The organism is Aeromonas cavernicola (assembly GCF_002795305.1).
GTDB classification, from domain to species: domain Bacteria; phylum Pseudomonadota; class Gammaproteobacteria; order Enterobacterales; family Aeromonadaceae; genus Aeromonas; species Aeromonas cavernicola.
Window position 1 is genome coordinate 1 of sequence record NZ_PGGC01000036.1, and the last position, 16,491, is coordinate 16,491.

The following is a 16,491-nucleotide window of genomic DNA, read 5'->3' on the forward strand; positions in this document are numbered from 1 at the left end:
TCCATATTTTACCCGCCGTTTCCTCGAAGATTAGGGTTGCCGCCACTGGCTGCAGTCACGACTGCGGGATTGATGCAGCGCGCCCATATCTTGCTTCATCTCGTCACTGTTTTGCCAGCGCTTAGGCAGCGGCATGATGGTTACCTGCACATCGGCTGCGCGATCTGCAATAGAGGTCTCATCTGTACGGGGCACGACCAGCGCCACCTTGAGTGCCGGATTGCGGCTGGCGATGCGACTGGCGATCCCAAGTCCCCCCTCGACGTGGAAGTTTCCGGCGATATGCATGATCTGCTGGCTCGGGTGCTTGGCGAGATAATCCACCATGCTCTCGGCCATGGTGTCATCCCAGCTGGTCTGGGCGGCGAAGCGGCGGGCGTTGCTGTCGGCATCGCCGTGGTGCATGGAGGTCATAAATTTCTGGCGATAGGGATCATCCCCCAGCGTCAGCTGACGGGCCAGCTGGCTGCGACGTGCGGCTGGCAGTTTGTCGAGCCACTCAGCCCCCTCCTGACCGACACAGCTCACCAGCGACTTGGGGGCGTTGGCGGCGATCACCGGCATCCGGTGTGCCTTGGCAAACTCCACCAGCGGGCGGTAGTCGCTCGGATAGTTGGGCCAGGCGTTGCCTTCGCGGATCAAGGCCGCTTCACCAATCTGGTCCGCCAGATAGGCATCCAGCGTCTTCTGATCGGCGCGGCTGAACTGCTCCATGGAGAGGGCCAATGGCCGTCCGTGCAGCTGACCTGCGGTGTAGAGCCCACTCAGCAACTGCGATTGCAACAGATGCACGGCGGGATGGCTGTGCAACTCACCCACCAGAATGATGTCGGCATCGGCAATGCGCGCGATCGCCTGCTCCAGCGTCAGGTCTGCATCTCTATCACTGCTCAGTCGGTAGTCATAGAGCGTTTGCAACTGTGATGACATGATCGGCTGGGTGGGGGTGGCACAGGCTGTCAGCAGCAGGGCGAGCAGGGAAAGTCGTCTCATCATGGGATCTCACGGCGGATATGCCCGGATGCCGGTGCATCTCGGGGGGGCTAACACAGAATAAGGACAACACACGGCGATAGTGTAAAACCAATTCAGCTCAAAACAAAATGAGAATGATTTCTATTTCTATTGATATTTATCGAGAGCTGGGTAATATGCGGCCTGTTTGATAACAGTTCTCAATAAGGATTCGCTGTGACCCATCATAACGCACTCTCTCTGGTTGCCCTCGCCGTGGCGGCCGGTCTCTCCTCCCAGGTCTTTGCTGCCACTCAGAAGGCGGATGAAGTTGTGGTCGTCAGCGGCTCACGGATGGAGCAAAAGCTGGAAGATGTCTCCAGCCCCATCTCGGTGATCACCGCCAAGCAGATTGAAGAGCAGGTTGTCACCAATGTTGCCGACCTGTTCCGCTACGTACCCGGTGTGACCGTGATCGGCGGTCAGGGGGATGCGCAGACCTTCGTCATCCGTGGCATGAGTGAAAACCGGGTCAAGGTAGTGCGCGACGGCGTGCGTCAGAACGATGCCTACAGTATGGGCGGTGTCGGCCAGAGCTACTTTGATACCGACATGATCAAGCAGGTGGAAGTGGCCAAGGGGCCTGCATCTGCTGCTTACGGCTCCGATGCGCTGGGTGGCGTGATTGCCATCACCACCAAGGATGCCAGCGACTTCCTCAAAGGCAAGGATAGCTATCTGGATATGACCAGTGGTTACGCCTCCAGCAGCCACCAGAAGATGGCGGGCTTTACCGGCGCCCTGCGCACCGGCGAAGTTGAGAACCTGCTGCGCTACACCTGGCGCGATGGCGGTGTGACTCAGAATGTCGACTCCAGCAAGAGCGACTTTGATATCGGCACCCACGCCCTGCTGCTCAAGAGCAAGTGGAACCTCTCTGATGAGCAGTTCCTCAAGCTGACCGTCGACTACCTGACCGATGGCGAGGAGCCGGATGCAGTCAAGCTCAACAAGGTCGGTACCGGCACCGCCCGCGTGTTCGATCAGCCCATCACCGACAAGCAGACCGACAATCTGTCGCTGGTGCTGGATCACGGTATCGCGCTCAATCAAAGCTGGGCCGATCGGATGGATACCAAGGTCTACTTCGCCCGCACCAAGCAGACGCTGGATCAGTACGCCTCATCCAAGTATCCGGTCAGCCTCAGCAACCCTTTCGTGACCAAAAACTCGCTGGATCATAACGTGTTCGATCAAAAGAACATCGGCGTCCAGCTGCAGTTCCACAAGGCGGTCGCTAACCATCGTCTGGCCTGGGGCGCTGAATACGAGCACACCGACAACGAGCGAACCCGTTACAAGGGGCCGACGATTCCCGGTGATTTTGTCGGCTACAACGAGTTGAGCTTCCCGGCCACCACCAGCGAACGCGGCGCCCTGTGGGCCTTTGACGAGATCAAGTTTGGTGAGCGCTGGGTGCTGACCCCGGGTGCCCGTTATGACTATTACCGGATGACTCCGGACAACGACCCTGCCTACACAGGCGACAAGCTGCACAAGTTCTCGGAAGGGGAGCTGTCACCTAAGCTGGGTCTGGTGTTCAAGGCCCACGAGGCGGCCAACCTGTTTGCCCAGTACAGCCACGGCTTCAAGGCCCCCATGTATGACAGCGCCTTCGCCACCCTGAATCATCAGGCGTACGGCTATCGCATCGAGCCCAACCCGAACCTCAACCCGGAGAGCAGCAACGGCATCGATCTTGGCGTGCGTGGCAGCAGCAACGGCGTCAGCTATGAAGTAGCCAGCTTCTACAACAAGTTCGACGACTTCATCGAAATGGTGGAAGTGGGCAAAGAGGGGAGAACCGCCGTCTACCAGTACCAGAACCTGAGCAAGGCGACCACCAAAGGGGTCGAAGCCAAGGTGGATTACTGGCTCAATGACATCGTCAACGTCTGGGGCAACCTCGCCTACATCGAAGGCAAGGATGGAGATGGCAATTACCTCAACAGCCTGAGCCCACTCAACGGCTCAGTCGGTGTGCGTCTGGAACAGTCCAGCTGGAACGTTAACACCGCACTGCGCTTTGCCAATGACATGGATAAGGTGCGCAAGGATGCTAAAGGCAATGATTACGTGAAGAGCGCCGGTTGGGGTGTGGTGGATACGTACGCCCAGTTCAAACCGATGACCGATCTGCAGCTTAACGTCGGGGTCTTCAACCTGTTTGACAAGGAGTACACCAGCTACGAGCGCATCGCCGGTCGTGCCGAGGGCTCCGATAACAGCCTGATGACTGAACCTGGCCGCAACCTGAGTGCGCGGGTCAAATACCTCTTCTAAAGAGAGAGCACTCGTGGAACCGTTCAGTAGTACTGGGTGCAAGATGAATGGGTATGCGCATTAGGGGTTGGCGTCTTGAGCTGATTAAATTCAGTAAAATAGCTACCCCTTTAACGTAAAAATCATCGCACCATGTCAACACCCGCTCACCGCCGCCACGATATGTCAGACCGTGTCTGGGCCTTACTCGAACCTCATCTCTTGGGACAAAAAGGTCAATGGGGCCGTGTGGCTCGTGATAATCGATTGTTTATTAACGCTGTTTTTTGGATCTTACGCACAGGGGCTCCTTGGCGAGACTTGCCCTCTGATTACGGCGACTGGAAAAACACCCATCGCCGCTTTTGTCGTTGGCGCGACAAGGGAATATGGGCTCGCCTTCAAGAACGTCTGATAAGAGAACCTGATTGCGAATGGCTGATGATTGACGCCAGTCATATCAAGGTTCATCCCCATGCCAGTGGCGCTCAAGGGGGTAATCAGGATATGGGGGTCACCAAAGGGGGCTAAACAGCAAGCTCCATTTGATAGTCGACGGACATGGCATGCCGATAAAATGCCTCATTACATCGGGTACGACCGCAGATTGTACGCAAGCAAGCTCCTTGATTGACGGCAGGGAGGTTGCGCATCTATTGGCAGACAAGGGGATATGATGCGAATGCGTTGATAGAGGTTGTTCGCGCCAAGGGAATGGAGCCTGTCATCCCTTCTAAACGTCATCGTAGGGAGGCGCGAGAACATGATTTGGAACTGTACAAGGCTAGGTATCTGGTGGAAAACGCCTTCCTTCATCTGAAACAATGGCGAACAATTGCGACAAGATATGCCTAAAACACCAGTTTGTTTGTCGTGGTAGTGTCTGCGCAGCGTGTGCTTGTGGGCCGCTATCTTATGATGACAGCCCTATGAGTTGACTCTGCGTCTTGCCATCCTTTGCGGTATAATCCGCGACTTTTGGTAACGAGCCTAGGCCCAAATGGATTACCCCATCAACGAGATATTTCAAACCATTCAGGGGGAGGGCTGTTTTACTGGCCAACCCGCTATTTTCGTTCGTCTGCAAGGTTGCCCGGTCGGGTGCCCCTGGTGTGATACTCGTCATACTTGGGAGGTTGATCCGGCACGGCAGGTTGCCGCGCAGGCCGTGCTAAACCGTTCTAATGAGTCTGATTGCTGGAGTGCCTTAACCAGCACCCAGATCTTGTCTCAGTTTCAAGCGCTGGGTTATCAGGCACGCCATGTGGTGATCACCGGTGGCGAGCCTTGCCTCTATGATCTGCACGAGCTCTGCGCGGTGTTGCTGGCAGCGGGCTATCAGGTGCAGATTGAAACCAGTGGTACCAGCGAGATCAAGGCCCATGAGCAGGCTTGGGTGACGGTTTCCCCCAAGATTGGCATGAAAGGGGGTCTGCCTGTGCTGATCTCGGCGTTGGAGCGGGCCAATGAGATCAAGCATCCGGTGGCAACCGAGCACCATATTGCAGAGCTGGATACCCTGTTGGCCAGTGCGACACTGCGCCCAGAGGTGGTGATCGCGCTGCAGCCTATTAGTCAGAAACCACGCGCCACTCAGTTGGCGATAGCGACCTGCATTGCGCGCAATTGGCGGCTCTCAATCCAAACCCATAAATATCTGGAGATAGCGTGAGATGGCGGCCCCAGCAGACCCTCAGCTCTTGTTGACCTTGGCGCGTCCTATGCTTTATGGCAAGTATCGGGGGCGGCGGATCATCGATCTCCCTGAACCCTACCTGGTATGGTTAGCCCGCAGTGGTTTTGCCGCAGGGGCATTGGGTCAGACGTTGGCCTTGGCTTATGAAATCAAGCTCAATGGGTTAACCCCCATGGTGATCCCCATCATTAACAGGATGTCAGAATGAGAATTTATACCCGGCAAGGAGATAAAGGATTAACCCGCTTGGCAGATGGCATCCAGTTAGCGAAGGATCATTTGCGGGTGGAAACTTATGGTCACATTGATGCGCTCAATGCACAAATTGGCTTGTTGATTGCCGATATCCCACCCCACGAGACGGGGTTGTTGGCTGATATGCAGCTGTTGCAACAGGAGCTGTTTGATCTGGGAGGGGAATTGGCGTTTTCCAGTGCCGCGCAACAGGAGGGGATATGGCAAGTAAAAAGCGAGTGGACGACGCGGCTAGAGCAGCAGATTGATGACTACAGTGCCCAGCTGCCAGCGCTGCGTAACTTTATCTTACCAGGTGGCTCGCGGGCGGCGGCCCAAGCGCATGTAGTGCGTACTCAGGTGCGCTACTGCGAGCGGTTGCTGATGACCTTAAGCCAAGCCGAGGTGGTCAATCCGGCTGCACTCCCGTATCTCAATCGGTTGAGTGACCTGTTTTTTACCATTGCCCGTTACTTACTACGCAAAGCCGACACGCCAGAGGTGTTGTGGGTAAAAGCCGCAGATCGTCCGCTCAGTCAAACGCGGGTGACAGATGAACCTACCTGATAATGACAGGGCAAGCGCATTGATGGTCGATGAGTGGGGATGGCCGCTGAGTGGGGCGGATGGATAACCGAGCTAGCAACGTGCTTCGCCATTGACCAAATATCACCCCTGTTTGGCTAAGCGCGATAGCAACCAGTACCCATAAACCGAGCGCGGGCGGCTAGGTCGCCCGCGCTCGGGGGGTTATTAAGGATCAATCAGACCACAGGCTAGCTGTGTTGGCGCCGATCATTGGCTTGCGCCAATAGGCTGCGACTCTCGCGCAGAAACTGGGTCGCATAGTCACCAAAGAACTCAGAGACCCGTTCAAAGGCGGCAATAAAGCCAGCCTTATCTCCCTGTTCCAGTAAGCCGAGCACGTCCCCAAAATTCTGATAGTAGCGACGGATCATCGCCAGATTCTGTGACGACGATAAGATAATGTCGGCATAAAGGTGAGGATCTTGGGCAAATAGCCGCCCGACCATGGCCAGCTCTAGGCGATAGATGGGGGAGCTCAGATTGAGTAACCGTTCCACATTCGCTTGCTCTTGGCAGAGGTGCCATCCATAAGCAAAAGTGGCGAAGTGGCGCAGCGCTTGAATCAAGGTCATCGCCTCATCGTGGGCGCTGGCGTCCACATGTTGCAACCGAGCGCCCCAAATGGTCATCTGATCGAGTAACCATTGGCTGGCGCCAGCATCACGCCCTTGGCAGCAGACGATGACCTGTTTTGCCAAGCTGGCGACATCGGGGCCAAACATGGGGTGCAGCCCCAAGACTGGCCCTGAATGGGTGGCCAGCATGTGGGCCAGCGGTTCGCTTTTGACACTGGTGACATCAACCAACAGACAGTGGGCCGGCAGGGTACTGAGCTGGTCAATGATCTGGCAGGTGATGTCGATAGGGACCGCCACCATCACCAATCCAGCCCCCGCCAAAATCGCATCGGCCCGTGGCCAGTCGGCCTGCTCCAAGGTGTCGACCTGATAGCCGGACAGGCTAAACATATGGCCAAACACTCGGCCCAGTTGGCCTTGTCCGCCGATAATCACCACCTTGCCGAGGGTGGGGTTGATGCACTTGAAGCCAGTCTCTTTCTCACTGGTGTAGGACTCACGCATGATGCGCCGCAGCACATCTTCGATAAGATCCCCAGGTACGCCTAGCGCCTGCGCCTCTGCTCGGCGGCGCGCCAGCATATTAGCTTCTCGCTCGGGGGCATAGATCGGCAGGCCATGCTTGCTTTTGACTTCACCGACCTCTGCCACGAGGGCTAAACGAGCGGCAAGCAAGTCAATGAGCTGCTTGTCGACCGCATCAATCTTATCCCTCAGCGCGTTTAACTCTGCTGCCATATCCGATCCTTGCTAGCGCCGCTGGCGGCGGCGCTCCGTTGTTCAATGAGTGATTGCCCATAAGATACCACGGCTTACGCTGGGGTTCTGTCTCGCAGTGGTGCGGTCAGTTGAGCGTGGCAGCGGGCCAATAGTGTGGCGGTGGTGTCCCAGTCGATGCACGCATCGGTGATAGAAACCCCATAGCGCATTTGCGATTTAGGCTGCTCGCTGGACTGGTTACCTTCGCCCAGGTTGGATTCCAGCATTACCCCAATAATGGATTGATTACCTTCCAAAATCTGGTGGATCACGTTATCGGCCACTTTGGGTTGCAGACGGTGATCCTTGCTGGAATTACCATGGCTGCAATCGACCACCAAGCTCGGTAGCAGCCCCGCTTTTTCCAACGCTTCCTCAGCCAGCGAGACGTTAACCGAGTCGTAGTTAGGGTGCTTGCCACCGCGCAAGATCACATGACCATCTGGATTACCTTGGGTTTGCAGGAGGGCCACTTGCCCTTGCTGGTTGATCCCCATAAAGGCGTGAGGCGAGGAGGCCGACTGCAGCGCATTGATGGCGGTGCCCAGATTACCGTCGGTGCCGTTCTTAAAGCCAACCGGCATCGAGAGGCCGGAAGCCATCTCCCGGTGGGTCTGTGATTCGGTAGTACGAGCGCCAATGGCAGACCAGGAGAAGAGCTCAGCCAAGTATTGTGGGCTGATGGGATCGAGCGCTTCTGTGGCCAGTGGCAGCTCTAGCTCAGCCAAAGTGCAGAGGAGTTCACGGGCGCGATGCAGCCCCAGTTCGACATCGAAGGTGCCATCGAGATTGGGGTCATTGATAAAGCCTTTCCAGCCAACCGTGGTACGTGGTTTTTCAAAGTAGACCCGCATGACAATGTAGAGAGAGTCTTGGTAGGCATCATGCAGTGCCTTGAGTCGGGTTGCGTACTCTTTGGCAGCGTCCATGTCGTGAATGGAGCAGGGGCCACAGATCACCAGTAAGCGGTGATCGCGGCGATGAATAATATCGGCGATGGTATTGCGGGCCCGTTGCACAAACGCCAGCGCATGATCGGAAATGGGTAATTTCTCCTTGAGCTGGGCGGGGGTGATCATCACTTGTTCAGATTGGATGTGGATGTTGTTTAACGGGTCTTTTTGCATCTTTTTGCTCTCTCTACGCTCTGTCAGCTCGATATGCTGAGTGTAAATTATTGTTTACGTCATTCAAGGTTTTGTTACGCAATCGGGCTCACCTTACCAAGGAAAAGCAAACAATCAAGCGAAACCCGCTGTTTTAGCCACTTTTAGCAGATAAAAACATGATTTTGTATAGTTTGGTATCATAAGATAGCGAGGGGTACGACAGGATATCGATGTATTGTGTAATTTTATTGTTACACCCTGTATGGGGTTGCTAACTAGGTGAGCTGACACGGGCTAGGTTACCAATGAGCATCAGTGAATAAAAAAGGAGCTATATAGCTCCTTTTTCTGGGTGTAGCGGGGGGTTATTTGAGCTTGGCGAGCATCTCTTTGGTGACGAGCACAATGCCTTGCTCGGAGCGATAGAAGCGGCGGGCATCTTCTGCCGCGTTCTCACCCACGACCAGCCCTTCAGGTAGAACACAGCCCTTATCGACAACGACCCGGCGTAGTCGGCAGCCGGCACCGATTTCGACCCCTGGGAAAATGACCGCTTGATCCAAGGTACAAAACGAGTCGACTCGGACGTTAGTAAACAGTACCGAGCTTAGAATGAACGAACCGCTGACAATGGTGCCCCCAGAAAACATGGAGTTGATGGTCATGCCATGCTGGCCATTACGATCTTGCACGAATTTGGCGGGCGGGGTCATGTTTTGGCTGGTCCAAATCGGCCATTCCTGATCATAGATATCGAGCTCTGGGGTAACCGAGGCAAGATCCATGTTGGCCTCCCAGAAGGAGTCCACCGTGCCCACATCACGCCAGTAGGGACGCTTATCAGCGCTGCAGCCGACGCAGGACATGCCAAATGGATGGGCAAATGCGGCGCCTTCTCTGACCACCCGTGGGATCACATCCATGCCAAAGTCATGATGAGACTGCTCGTTAGCGAGATCCTCTTCCAGCAGCTGGTAGAGATAGTCAGCATCAAAGATGTAGACCCCCATCGAGGCTAGCGATGTTTCTGCCTTGCCTGGCATTGCCGGAGGATTGGCTGGTTTTTCAACGAATGCGTTGATTTTTCTATCACCGTCTACCGCCATCACACCAAAGGCGCTCGCTTCGCTGCGGGGGACTTCAATACAAGCGACCGTCACCTTAGCGCCCAGATTGACGTGGTCGAGCAGCATGGCGGCGTAATCCATTTTGTAGATGTGATCGCCGGCCAGCACTACCACATATTTGGGGCTGTGATCGCGAATAATATCGAGATTCTGATAGACCGCATCGGCCGTGCCACGATACCAGTTGACTTCATCCACCCGCTGTTGGGCCGGTAATAGGTCGATAAATTCATTCATTTGGTAGCGTAAGAATGACCAACCTGACTGGAGATGGCGTAGCAGGCTGTGGGACTTGTATTGCGTTACGACCCCAACTCGGCGAATGCCTGAATTGATGCAGTTGGAGAGGACGAAATCGATGATGCGGAATTTACCGCCGAAATGGACAGCGGGTTTGGCTCGGTTGTCTGTCAATTGTTTAAGACGACTACCCCGCCCTCCGGCGAGAACCAAGGCCATGGTCTCGTTCAGCAACTGTCTGGCTTTTGCTGTATTGGCAGGTTGTAACAACATTTTCTATCCCTTTGTTGATAAATCCCAATCATGTTGCCTCTTTTGAGCCCATCAAGAAAGGGCTTTCAACCACATTTTTAGCGGAAATCTGTCACTAAATAATTTTATTGTTAATAGCGGTGGTGAAATATGAATGGGTGGCATCTTTTGTAGACACTCGTCAACTTTTTGCAAAAACACAGCACTGACTTGTCGCCTATATTACCCCCCTGCTCGCGTGGGAACAGGGGGCGTTAAGGGCGTACGCAGGGCTATGCGGCGTCGGCGGGCGCTGTATTGATGGCTTGCCGATATGCCTCAGGGGTTAATCCAAGTAGCTCTTGCACGGTGGATGCGATGGTAATGGAAGAGATCGTGCCCACGACAATGCCGACGAACAGGGTGAAGGCGAAGCCATAAAGCGCCTCCCCCCCAAACAGCAAGAGGGCGCCCACGGTGAAAAGCGTGGTGCCCGAGGTGATCATGGTCCGGCTGAAGGTCGCCTTGATGGCCACATCAGAGCACGCGTGGATCCCCATCTGGGTGCGCGAGCTCAGCAGATCCCGCAACCGGTCCGAGATGACGATGCTGTCGTTGAGGGAGTAGCCGATCACTGCCATCAAACCGGCGATGATGTTCAGATCGAATTCGATCTGAAAGAGTGACAGCAGCCCCAGCGCCACGATGGCGTCGTGGACCACCGACAGCAGGATGCCGATGGCCTGACGCCACTCGAAGCGAAATGCCAGATAGGCCGACATCGCGAGTGAGGCGACGAGGATGGCCAACATACCTTGCTCAAATAACTCAGCCCCGACCTGCGGGCCGACCATGGTGGTGCGCAGTAGCTCAACGGGCAGGGCCAGCTGTTGACCGAGCATGGCGGCAAGATCGGCCGCCGCCCACGGGAGTTGTTGGGGCGGGAGTTTTATCAGCCACTCACCGGGCACACCCGCCGAACTTAACTCTACGGCCCCAGCGAGCGGGGCAGTTAACATGGCATTGAGCTCATGGGCCTCTTTTAGGGTCTGGATCTGAAATTCGAGTAAGGTCCCGCCGGTAAAATCGAGCCCCAGTGCCAGGCCGTTTACCAGCAAGATCGCCACGCTGGCCACGGTCAGCAGGATGGAAGCCCACAGGCCGATATAACGCCAACGGGTCAGCCCCATGGCAACGATCATTCTCAACATAATGTTCTCCTTGGCCACCCCGCATCAGGCGGTTGACCCATCACGACGTGTCACCCCACGTCGAATAAAAAGGGTTGGCATTGGCCTGCCCACGGCGCCATATCCATGGCCGATGGCGCTGCCAATGCCGTTGTTCAGAGGGACGAGGGTCTGGTTAAACGCCAGTCCCGTTAAACCTTCAGCGTGCGCTCGTTGCTGCGTCCCCACAGGGGGTTGATAATGGCGCGGGTGCCCCAGATCCCGGTGATCATGCTGGAGAGCAGACCCAGAATGAGGGTGATGGCGAAGCCCTGCAGCGGCCCTGAGCCGATGGCGTAGAGCACCACGGCGCAGATGAGGGTAGTGATGTTGGCATCAAAAATGGTGCTAAATGCGGACCGATAGCCAAAGTCGATGGCATTGGCCAGTGAGCCCCCTTCTCGCAGGCGATCCTTGATCCGCTCGAAGATCAGCACATGGGTATCCACTGCCATGCCCACCGTCAGCACTAGACCGGCGATCCCCGGTAGGGTCAGCACGGCGCCGGGCAGCATCGCCAGCATGCCGACTTGCATCAACAGGTTGGCGACCAGCGCCGTGATGGCAACCCAGCCGAACTTGCGATACCAAGCCAGCATAAACAGCATCATGCCCGCCATGCCGAAAGCGAGTGCGGTGACGCCGGCCTCGATATTCTGCTGCCCCAGCGTTGGGCCAATGGAGCGCTCTTCCAGGATCCTGAGGGGGGCGGTGAGGGCGCCGGCGCGCAGCAGCATGGCGAGCTCTTGTGCCTCCGGCACAGTGCCAATGCCGGTGATGCGGAACTGGTTGCCAAGGGCGGTTTGGATGGTGGCGACGTTGATCACCTCGCTCTGGGCCCGCAGCTTGCCCTGGGTATTGGTCTTGTATTCGGTGAAGACGGTCGCCATCGGCTTGCCCACATGCTGGCGGCTGAACTGGTTCATCTTGCTGCCACCCAGGGTGTCGAGCACGATATTGACCTGAGGCTGGCCCATCTCGCCCATGTTGGCGCGGGCATCGACGATGTGCTCGCCGCTCAGTACCGGCTTGCGTGCCATGCCAATGGCCTGGCCGCTGCGATCGGCGATATAGAAGTGGCTGTCTGCTTTGGCTTCATAGAAGGCCAGCGAGGCGGTGGCACCGATCACCTCTTTTGCCTGCTTGGGGTTATGGACGCCGGGCAGTTCGATGCGGATACCATCCTGTCCCTGACGGACTACCGAGGCTTCGACGATGCCGAGCTCGTTGATCCGTTTCTTGAGGATCGACAGGTTTTGGGTCACGGCGTTGTTGACCAGCAGGGTGCGCTCAGCGTCACTCAGTACCAGTTTCAGCTCATTGCCGGAGCGGATCAGCGTCCACTGATCCTGACGGGTACCAGCACTCTCGTTGATGATGGCGAGCCAGCGATCCGGTGCGGCGCCCACCGGCAGGGTCACGGCCAGCGCGCCTTGTGCGGTACGCATGATGGTGGCACCCCGCAGGTTGGCTTCACGAAAGCGGCTGCGCAGGGTATCTAGGAGATTGTTGGTCTGGGTGTCGATGACAAAATCGACGTCCACCCCGATCAGCAGCTGGGAGCCGCCCCGCAGGTCCAGTCCCAGCTTAATAGGGTCAGCGCCGAGGCGGGTGATCCAGCTGGGGGCGTTGGCGTGAAACTCCAAGGTCAGGGTGGTGTCGCCGAGATCACCTTGTTCCAGCAGCTGTTTGGCCCGTTGCTGCTGATGCTGGTTAGCTAACACCAACGTCAGCTTATCTTGCTGCTGTATGGCTTTAAGTGGCGTTATCTGGTGATCGGCCAAGCGCTGTTGCTGCGCGGCGGTGAGTCCGTACTGGCCATATAGCCCCACTGCGGGTTGCTCGCCGAAAAAGGAGGGGAGCGAGTAAAAGGTGAAGGTCAACAACATCAATAGCAGCAATGCGTACTGCCACCGCTTCATGCGATTAAGAGGAGTAGAACGTTTTTTTCTCATGGCAAAACAGCCTCTGACAAGAGAAGGTAGCGGTGCTCAGCGAGCGCCCGCGCCTCAGAATAGGACGGTCAATAGCAGCGCTAGGCCACTCGAACCCATGAGTGGCTAACGATCAGATAAAAGGGGGGGGGGGGTTAACCGATGAGTGAACCATCGCCACCTGCCAACCCGCGCTAGCGAGTTAGGCGGTCAGGGTGCGCTGGCTAAAACGGTACTGTAGATGCTGGCGTTGTAAACGCCGTCGATGGATGGTGGCGAAACAGTCGCGAAAATAGTGCTTGTGATACAGCAGGGGGATGAGCAGCAACATGCCGAGTAACAGCTGTAAGATCGTCAGGTTAAACCAACTCTGAACCAGCTCATAGCGGGCATCGTTGGCGTGGTTATCGCCGCGTAGTGCTTGCTCTAGCCGTAACAGGTGCTGTTGCTGCGTGCCGATAAATTTGACGAGGTTGTCATGGCGAGTATCGAGCTGGCTCTGGCTGTGAGTTTGCGTGCCGGCGGGCGTCGTGGTGTCAGCCATGTTTACGCTGGCACCCAGTAAGGTGAGGGCGATAACCAACGTTATCAGCACTAACGCAATCCGCTTGATTAGGTGCAAACCGCTACTTCCATCAAAATGAGTGGTGGAAAATACCACACATCCCGATACGAATCAAAAATGATGCTGCCCCGTGGGGTGGTAGGCAGTATGAGACACTGCCAACCACCTGCGTGCTATCCCCTTCTTGCTATCTATGGGGCCGCCTCATGGTGGCGTCAACTGCGGGTCATGTCGTGGAAATCCTTGGCATACCCTTTGAGCAGGCTATAGAGATGGGCCCGTTGGCTGATGTCTAGCGATTGACTCATGGCGCTCAGCCAATTAATGGTGCGCTGGCGCGACTGCTCGGTATACCCCGTAAAACGGCCATCCATGAGGCCGTCCCCCTCGGCTAACAGCGCCGTCAGCGCTTGAGCAAAATCGGGGCTTTGGCGCTGCTTCATCAGTTGGTCTAGCTCCATGGTCCACGCTTCCTGAAACTCAAGCCACGGCGGCATCAATTCGTATTGCCATTCGGCCCACTGGGCAATCAGCGGCGCTTGCGCTGGTTTGACCTCACCAATCCAGAACTCGAGTCGTGTGTTCATCTTGTCGCGAAACTCCGCCAGCTGTTTCGCTTTAGGCTCTTGGCTAAAGGCTTGTTGGCGCTCTTGCTGACGTTTGATGCGATCACCCATAAAACGTGCCACTTGCTGCTCACTCAAGGTGCTGGCCAGTCGCACGGCTCGTGGAATGGTATTTTCCAAGGTGCGGGTCAGGCTCTGCTGAACCGCATCCAGATTGGTGCTGATCTGAGCCGGGCTCATCGGGCTTGCCACGGCTTTGGCTAAGGTATCGAGGTCACTGGCGTAGCGAGGTAGCTCGTGCTGACGGTGCCATGCCATCAAGCCATTAACCTCTTGATTAAGAAGTCCTTTCTGCGAGGCGGAGAGCGAGAAATACTCATCGAGTTGCCAGGCGATGGCGGTATCGAGCCAGTAGTAGATAAAACGAGTCGAACAGCCCACCAACAGCAGGCTAATGAGTAACAAACTCCAAGTGCGCGGGTGGCGCCAAGACAGGGTGGTGGTCATCGGTTACTCCAGTCGTTGTCGATTGCTATCTATCAGCTGTTGATAATCACAGCGTGGTTGCTGCTCGGCCATCAGCAGGGCCCATAACAGGGCGATGTAGTCGACCCAGGGTAAAAAAGCCTCGCTCTGAAATGGGATCCGCAGGTGACGAGGTTGTGCTTGCAGATAGTGCGCTTCCAGCGCTTCTCGTTCATTGGGTTGCCAACCATGGGTGCGTTGGATGCTTGCCAACTCGAACCCCGGGTGGCCTGCGGCCCCATACTCCCAATCAATAATCCAAGGCCTTCCTCCCATCAAGTTAGCTGGATTGAGATCATGGTGGCAAGGGCGCCAGTCATTATTAGGTTCATGGCTGGCCAATACGCCGCGTTCTAGCGCCGGCAACCAGTGGGGGGGGGCGGTTAGTCGCGCCCGATAGGCGGCGGCGTGAGCCCGCACCGCCATCACCACCTTGGGTAACGGTAGGCGGTGCAGCGTGAGCAAGGCACTGGCGAGCAGGGCCGGTTGTGCTGGGCGTGGCGGTGGGGCTTGCTGCCACGTTGGCTCATCGCACCATGTCAGTAACAGCAGGTCGGCAAGCGGATCCTGATAGTGGCAAGGGGGGGCGAGCCCCATGGCCATCGCCCCTTCGTAGAGCTGCCATTCGGTGGCCCGATCAATACCTAAGCGCTGGGGCTGTGGGTGGCCTTGGCGTAAAAAATAACTGCGCCCCGAGGGGAGGCGCAGGCGATAGTTGCGGTTGGTTAATCCCGCCATGATGGGGGTTAAGGTCCCGTCCCGCCAAGGTGGCGGCAGGCTTGTCAACAAGGCGTGGACGGCGGGATCTTGCGCCACGTTACCAGCCAAAGGTGGACGTTTTCGCCTGTTTGCGGATCTCTTTCTGATCGGCCCACAGCAGTTCACCGTTTTGCAGATCCATCAGGTTCATGGTCATCTGGTAGTAAACATCCTTCACCTTGCCATTGTCTTTGACGATGCTGCTGAGGTTGCCATAGACCATGTAGCGGGCACCGGTCTGCTTGCCCAGCCGCACCATGGAGGCCGGGTCCACCATGCCGCTGCTCTGCTGGTATTCGAGCTGCTGTTTGACGGTCGCGACCTTGCTCATGTCGACGAAGCGGAAGGTGCCAGCTCGCAGCAACTTGGTGCGGATGGTATCGGTGATGGCTTCGGTATCGATGTGCTCGGCGGTCTTGTTGCGGATGGAGTCCATAAACAGCACCGGCCGACCGCCTGCGGTGATCTCGCGGGTAGCAGGGGAGGCGAGCATTGAGTCCGCCATCTTGTCAGCGATGGCCTGCAGATCGCTTGAGCCGTAATCGACGGTGACCGTTTCGGTTTCGCTAGGATCGCCATAGCTGACGGTGGTGCTGGAGCAGCCCCCCAGCAGCAGGGTGCCGGTCAGGATCAGTAGGGCATGATTCATTTTCATCAGTTGGATTCCTCAATCACTTCACGTAGGTAAATCCGGTAACCCTGCGCCGCTGGGCTGGGCGCAAGGGCCGAGAGGGTGCGGGTTTGATAGCCATGCAGCTTGATGGGGGTCCAGCCGCGGCCATCGCTGGCGACCTCCTGACCAGCCTCATCATACCAATAGAACATATATTGCAGCTTGTTATCGCCGCGCTGGGTGCTGGCGGCAGCCACATTGACCTGTAGCAGGCCGTTTTGCTGGCGGCGGCTCAGCTCAGTCAGAGTGACATTGACATTCTGGTGCTGCTCCTGCGTGGGTGCGCCGCCCGCCGGGCCATAGAGCGCAATGCCGGAGGTATTGGTGGCGCAGCCGCTGAGCAGTAGCGCGAGCCCGAGGGCCAACCCGTATGCTTTCATCTTGCTCTCCTTAATGGGGTGA

15 protein-coding genes and 1 pseudogene are annotated in these 16,491 nt (G+C 56.6%); 5 read left to right on the plus strand and 11 right to left on the minus strand.

Annotated features, from left to right (window positions below):
* Positions 1-30: 30 nt before the first annotated feature.
* Positions 31-996 (minus strand): ChaN family lipoprotein, encoded by a 966-nt coding sequence (locus CUC53_RS03875; RefSeq protein ID WP_100292929.1) that lies wholly within the window; start codon positions 994-996, stop codon positions 31-33.
* 195 nt (positions 997-1,191) lie between these two features.
* On the opposite strand from CUC53_RS03875, the gene CUC53_RS03880 reads away from it, so the two are divergent.
* The 5 genes and pseudogenes from CUC53_RS03880 to CUC53_RS03900 all read left to right on the plus strand — a co-directional run bounded on the left by CUC53_RS03880 (position 1,192) and on the right by CUC53_RS03900 (position 5,773).
* Positions 1,192-3,297 carry a TonB-dependent hemoglobin/transferrin/lactoferrin family receptor gene (locus CUC53_RS03880; RefSeq protein WP_100292930.1) on the plus strand — a complete coding sequence of 702 codons (2,106 nt, stop codon included), beginning with the start codon at positions 1,192-1,194 and terminating at the stop codon, positions 3,295-3,297.
* Positions 3,298-3,429: 132 nt separating this feature from the next.
* A pseudogene (locus CUC53_RS03885) lies at positions 3,430-4,195 on the plus strand (IS5 family transposase).
* Between the two features lie 81 nt (positions 4,196-4,276).
* Positions 4,277-4,948 (plus strand): 7-carboxy-7-deazaguanine synthase QueE, encoded by a 672-nt coding sequence (gene queE / locus CUC53_RS03890; RefSeq protein WP_100292931.1) that lies wholly within the window; start codon positions 4,277-4,279, stop codon positions 4,946-4,948.
* A gap of 1 nt (position 4,949) precedes the next feature.
* Positions 4,950-5,180, plus strand: coding sequence for a DUF3820 family protein (locus CUC53_RS03895; protein ID WP_100292932.1), 231 nt, complete (start codon positions 4,950-4,952; stop codon positions 5,178-5,180).
* Entirely contained in the window at positions 5,177-5,773 is a 597-nt protein-coding gene (locus tag CUC53_RS03900) for a cob(I)yrinic acid a,c-diamide adenosyltransferase (protein WP_100292933.1), read from the plus strand. The genes CUC53_RS03895 and CUC53_RS03900 overlap by 4 nt, the downstream gene beginning before the upstream one ends.
* 209 nt (positions 5,774-5,982) lie before the next feature.
* Here the strand turns inward: CUC53_RS03900 and tyrA are convergent, their stop codons facing one another.
* The 10 genes from tyrA to CUC53_RS03950 all read right to left on the minus strand — a co-directional run bounded on the left by tyrA (position 5,983) and on the right by CUC53_RS03950 (position 16,469).
* Positions 5,983-7,110, minus strand: coding sequence for a bifunctional chorismate mutase/prephenate dehydrogenase (gene tyrA / locus CUC53_RS03905; protein ID WP_100292934.1), 1,128 nt, complete (start codon positions 7,108-7,110; stop codon positions 5,983-5,985).
* A 74-nt stretch (positions 7,111-7,184) separates the two neighbouring features.
* Positions 7,185-8,258 carry a 3-deoxy-7-phosphoheptulonate synthase gene (locus tag CUC53_RS03910; protein ID WP_100292935.1) on the minus strand — a complete coding sequence of 358 codons (1,074 nt, stop codon included), beginning with the start codon at positions 8,256-8,258 and terminating at the stop codon, positions 7,185-7,187.
* A gap of 347 nt (positions 8,259-8,605) precedes the next feature.
* Positions 8,606-9,880 (minus strand): glucose-1-phosphate adenylyltransferase, encoded by a 1,275-nt coding sequence (gene glgC, locus CUC53_RS03915; RefSeq protein ID WP_100292936.1) that lies wholly within the window; start codon positions 9,878-9,880, stop codon positions 8,606-8,608.
* Between the two features lie 251 nt (positions 9,881-10,131).
* On the minus strand, positions 10,132-11,049 hold the full coding sequence (gene secF / locus CUC53_RS03920; RefSeq protein ID WP_201796713.1) for a protein translocase subunit SecF: 918 nt from the start codon (positions 11,047-11,049) through the stop codon (positions 10,132-10,134).
* 170 nt (positions 11,050-11,219) lie between these two features.
* Positions 11,220-13,022: a protein translocase subunit SecD gene (secD, locus tag CUC53_RS03925; protein WP_100292937.1), complete on the minus strand. Its 1,803-nt coding sequence runs from the start codon at positions 13,020-13,022 to the stop codon at positions 11,220-11,222.
* 181 nt (positions 13,023-13,203) lie between these two features.
* On the minus strand, positions 13,204-13,623 hold the full coding sequence (locus CUC53_RS03930; protein ID WP_100292938.1) for a hypothetical protein: 420 nt from the start codon (positions 13,621-13,623) through the stop codon (positions 13,204-13,206).
* A 158-nt stretch (positions 13,624-13,781) separates the two neighbouring features.
* Positions 13,782-14,639: a DUF6279 family lipoprotein gene (locus tag CUC53_RS03935; protein WP_100292939.1), complete on the minus strand. Its 858-nt coding sequence runs from the start codon at positions 14,637-14,639 to the stop codon at positions 13,782-13,784.
* 3 nt (positions 14,640-14,642) lie between these two features.
* Entirely contained in the window at positions 14,643-15,485 is an 843-nt protein-coding gene (locus tag CUC53_RS03940) for a phosphotransferase (protein WP_420808039.1), read from the minus strand.
* The gene (gene lpoB / locus CUC53_RS03945) at positions 15,475-16,071 is read right to left on the minus strand and encodes a penicillin-binding protein activator LpoB (protein ID WP_100292940.1); all 597 of its coding nucleotides are present in this window, start codon (positions 16,069-16,071) and stop codon (positions 15,475-15,477) included. Before lpoB ends, CUC53_RS03940 begins: the two co-directional genes overlap by 11 nt.
* On the minus strand, positions 16,071-16,469 hold the full coding sequence (locus CUC53_RS03950; RefSeq protein WP_100292941.1) for a YcfL family putative periplasmic lipoprotein: 399 nt from the start codon (positions 16,467-16,469) through the stop codon (positions 16,071-16,073). The genes lpoB and CUC53_RS03950 overlap by 1 nt, the downstream gene beginning before the upstream one ends.
* Positions 16,470-16,491 lie beyond the last annotated feature (22 nt).

Coding starts and splice junctions, on each gene's coding strand:
- glgC (WP_100292936.1), bottom strand. CDS start 9,880: ATGTTGTTACAACCTGCCAATACAGCAAAAGCCAGACAGTTGCTGAAC.
- lpoB (WP_100292940.1), bottom strand. CDS start 16,071: ATGAAAATGAATCATGCCCTACTGATCCTGACCGGCACCCTGCTGCTG.
- secF (WP_201796713.1), bottom strand. CDS start 11,049: ATGTTGAGAATGATCGTTGCCATGGGGCTGACCCGTTGGCGTTATATC.
- CUC53_RS03910 (WP_100292935.1), bottom strand. CDS start 8,258: ATGCAAAAAGACCCGTTAAACAACATCCACATCCAATCTGAACAAGTG.
- secD (WP_100292937.1), bottom strand. CDS start 13,022: ATGAGAAAAAAACGTTCTACTCCTCTTAATCGCATGAAGCGGTGGCAG.
- CUC53_RS03875 (WP_100292929.1), bottom strand. CDS start 996: ATGATGAGACGACTTTCCCTGCTCGCCCTGCTGCTGACAGCCTGTGCC.
- CUC53_RS03935 (WP_100292939.1), bottom strand. CDS start 14,639: ATGACCACCACCCTGTCTTGGCGCCACCCGCGCACTTGGAGTTTGTTA.
- CUC53_RS03950 (WP_100292941.1), bottom strand. CDS start 16,469: ATGAAAGCATACGGGTTGGCCCTCGGGCTCGCGCTACTGCTCAGCGGC.
- tyrA (WP_100292934.1), bottom strand. CDS start 7,110: ATGGCAGCAGAGTTAAACGCGCTGAGGGATAAGATTGATGCGGTCGAC.
- queE (WP_100292931.1), top strand. CDS start 4,277: ATGGATTACCCCATCAACGAGATATTTCAAACCATTCAGGGGGAGGGC.
- CUC53_RS03900 (WP_100292933.1), top strand. CDS start 5,177: ATGAGAATTTATACCCGGCAAGGAGATAAAGGATTAACCCGCTTGGCA.
- CUC53_RS03895 (WP_100292932.1), top strand. CDS start 4,950: ATGGCGGCCCCAGCAGACCCTCAGCTCTTGTTGACCTTGGCGCGTCCT.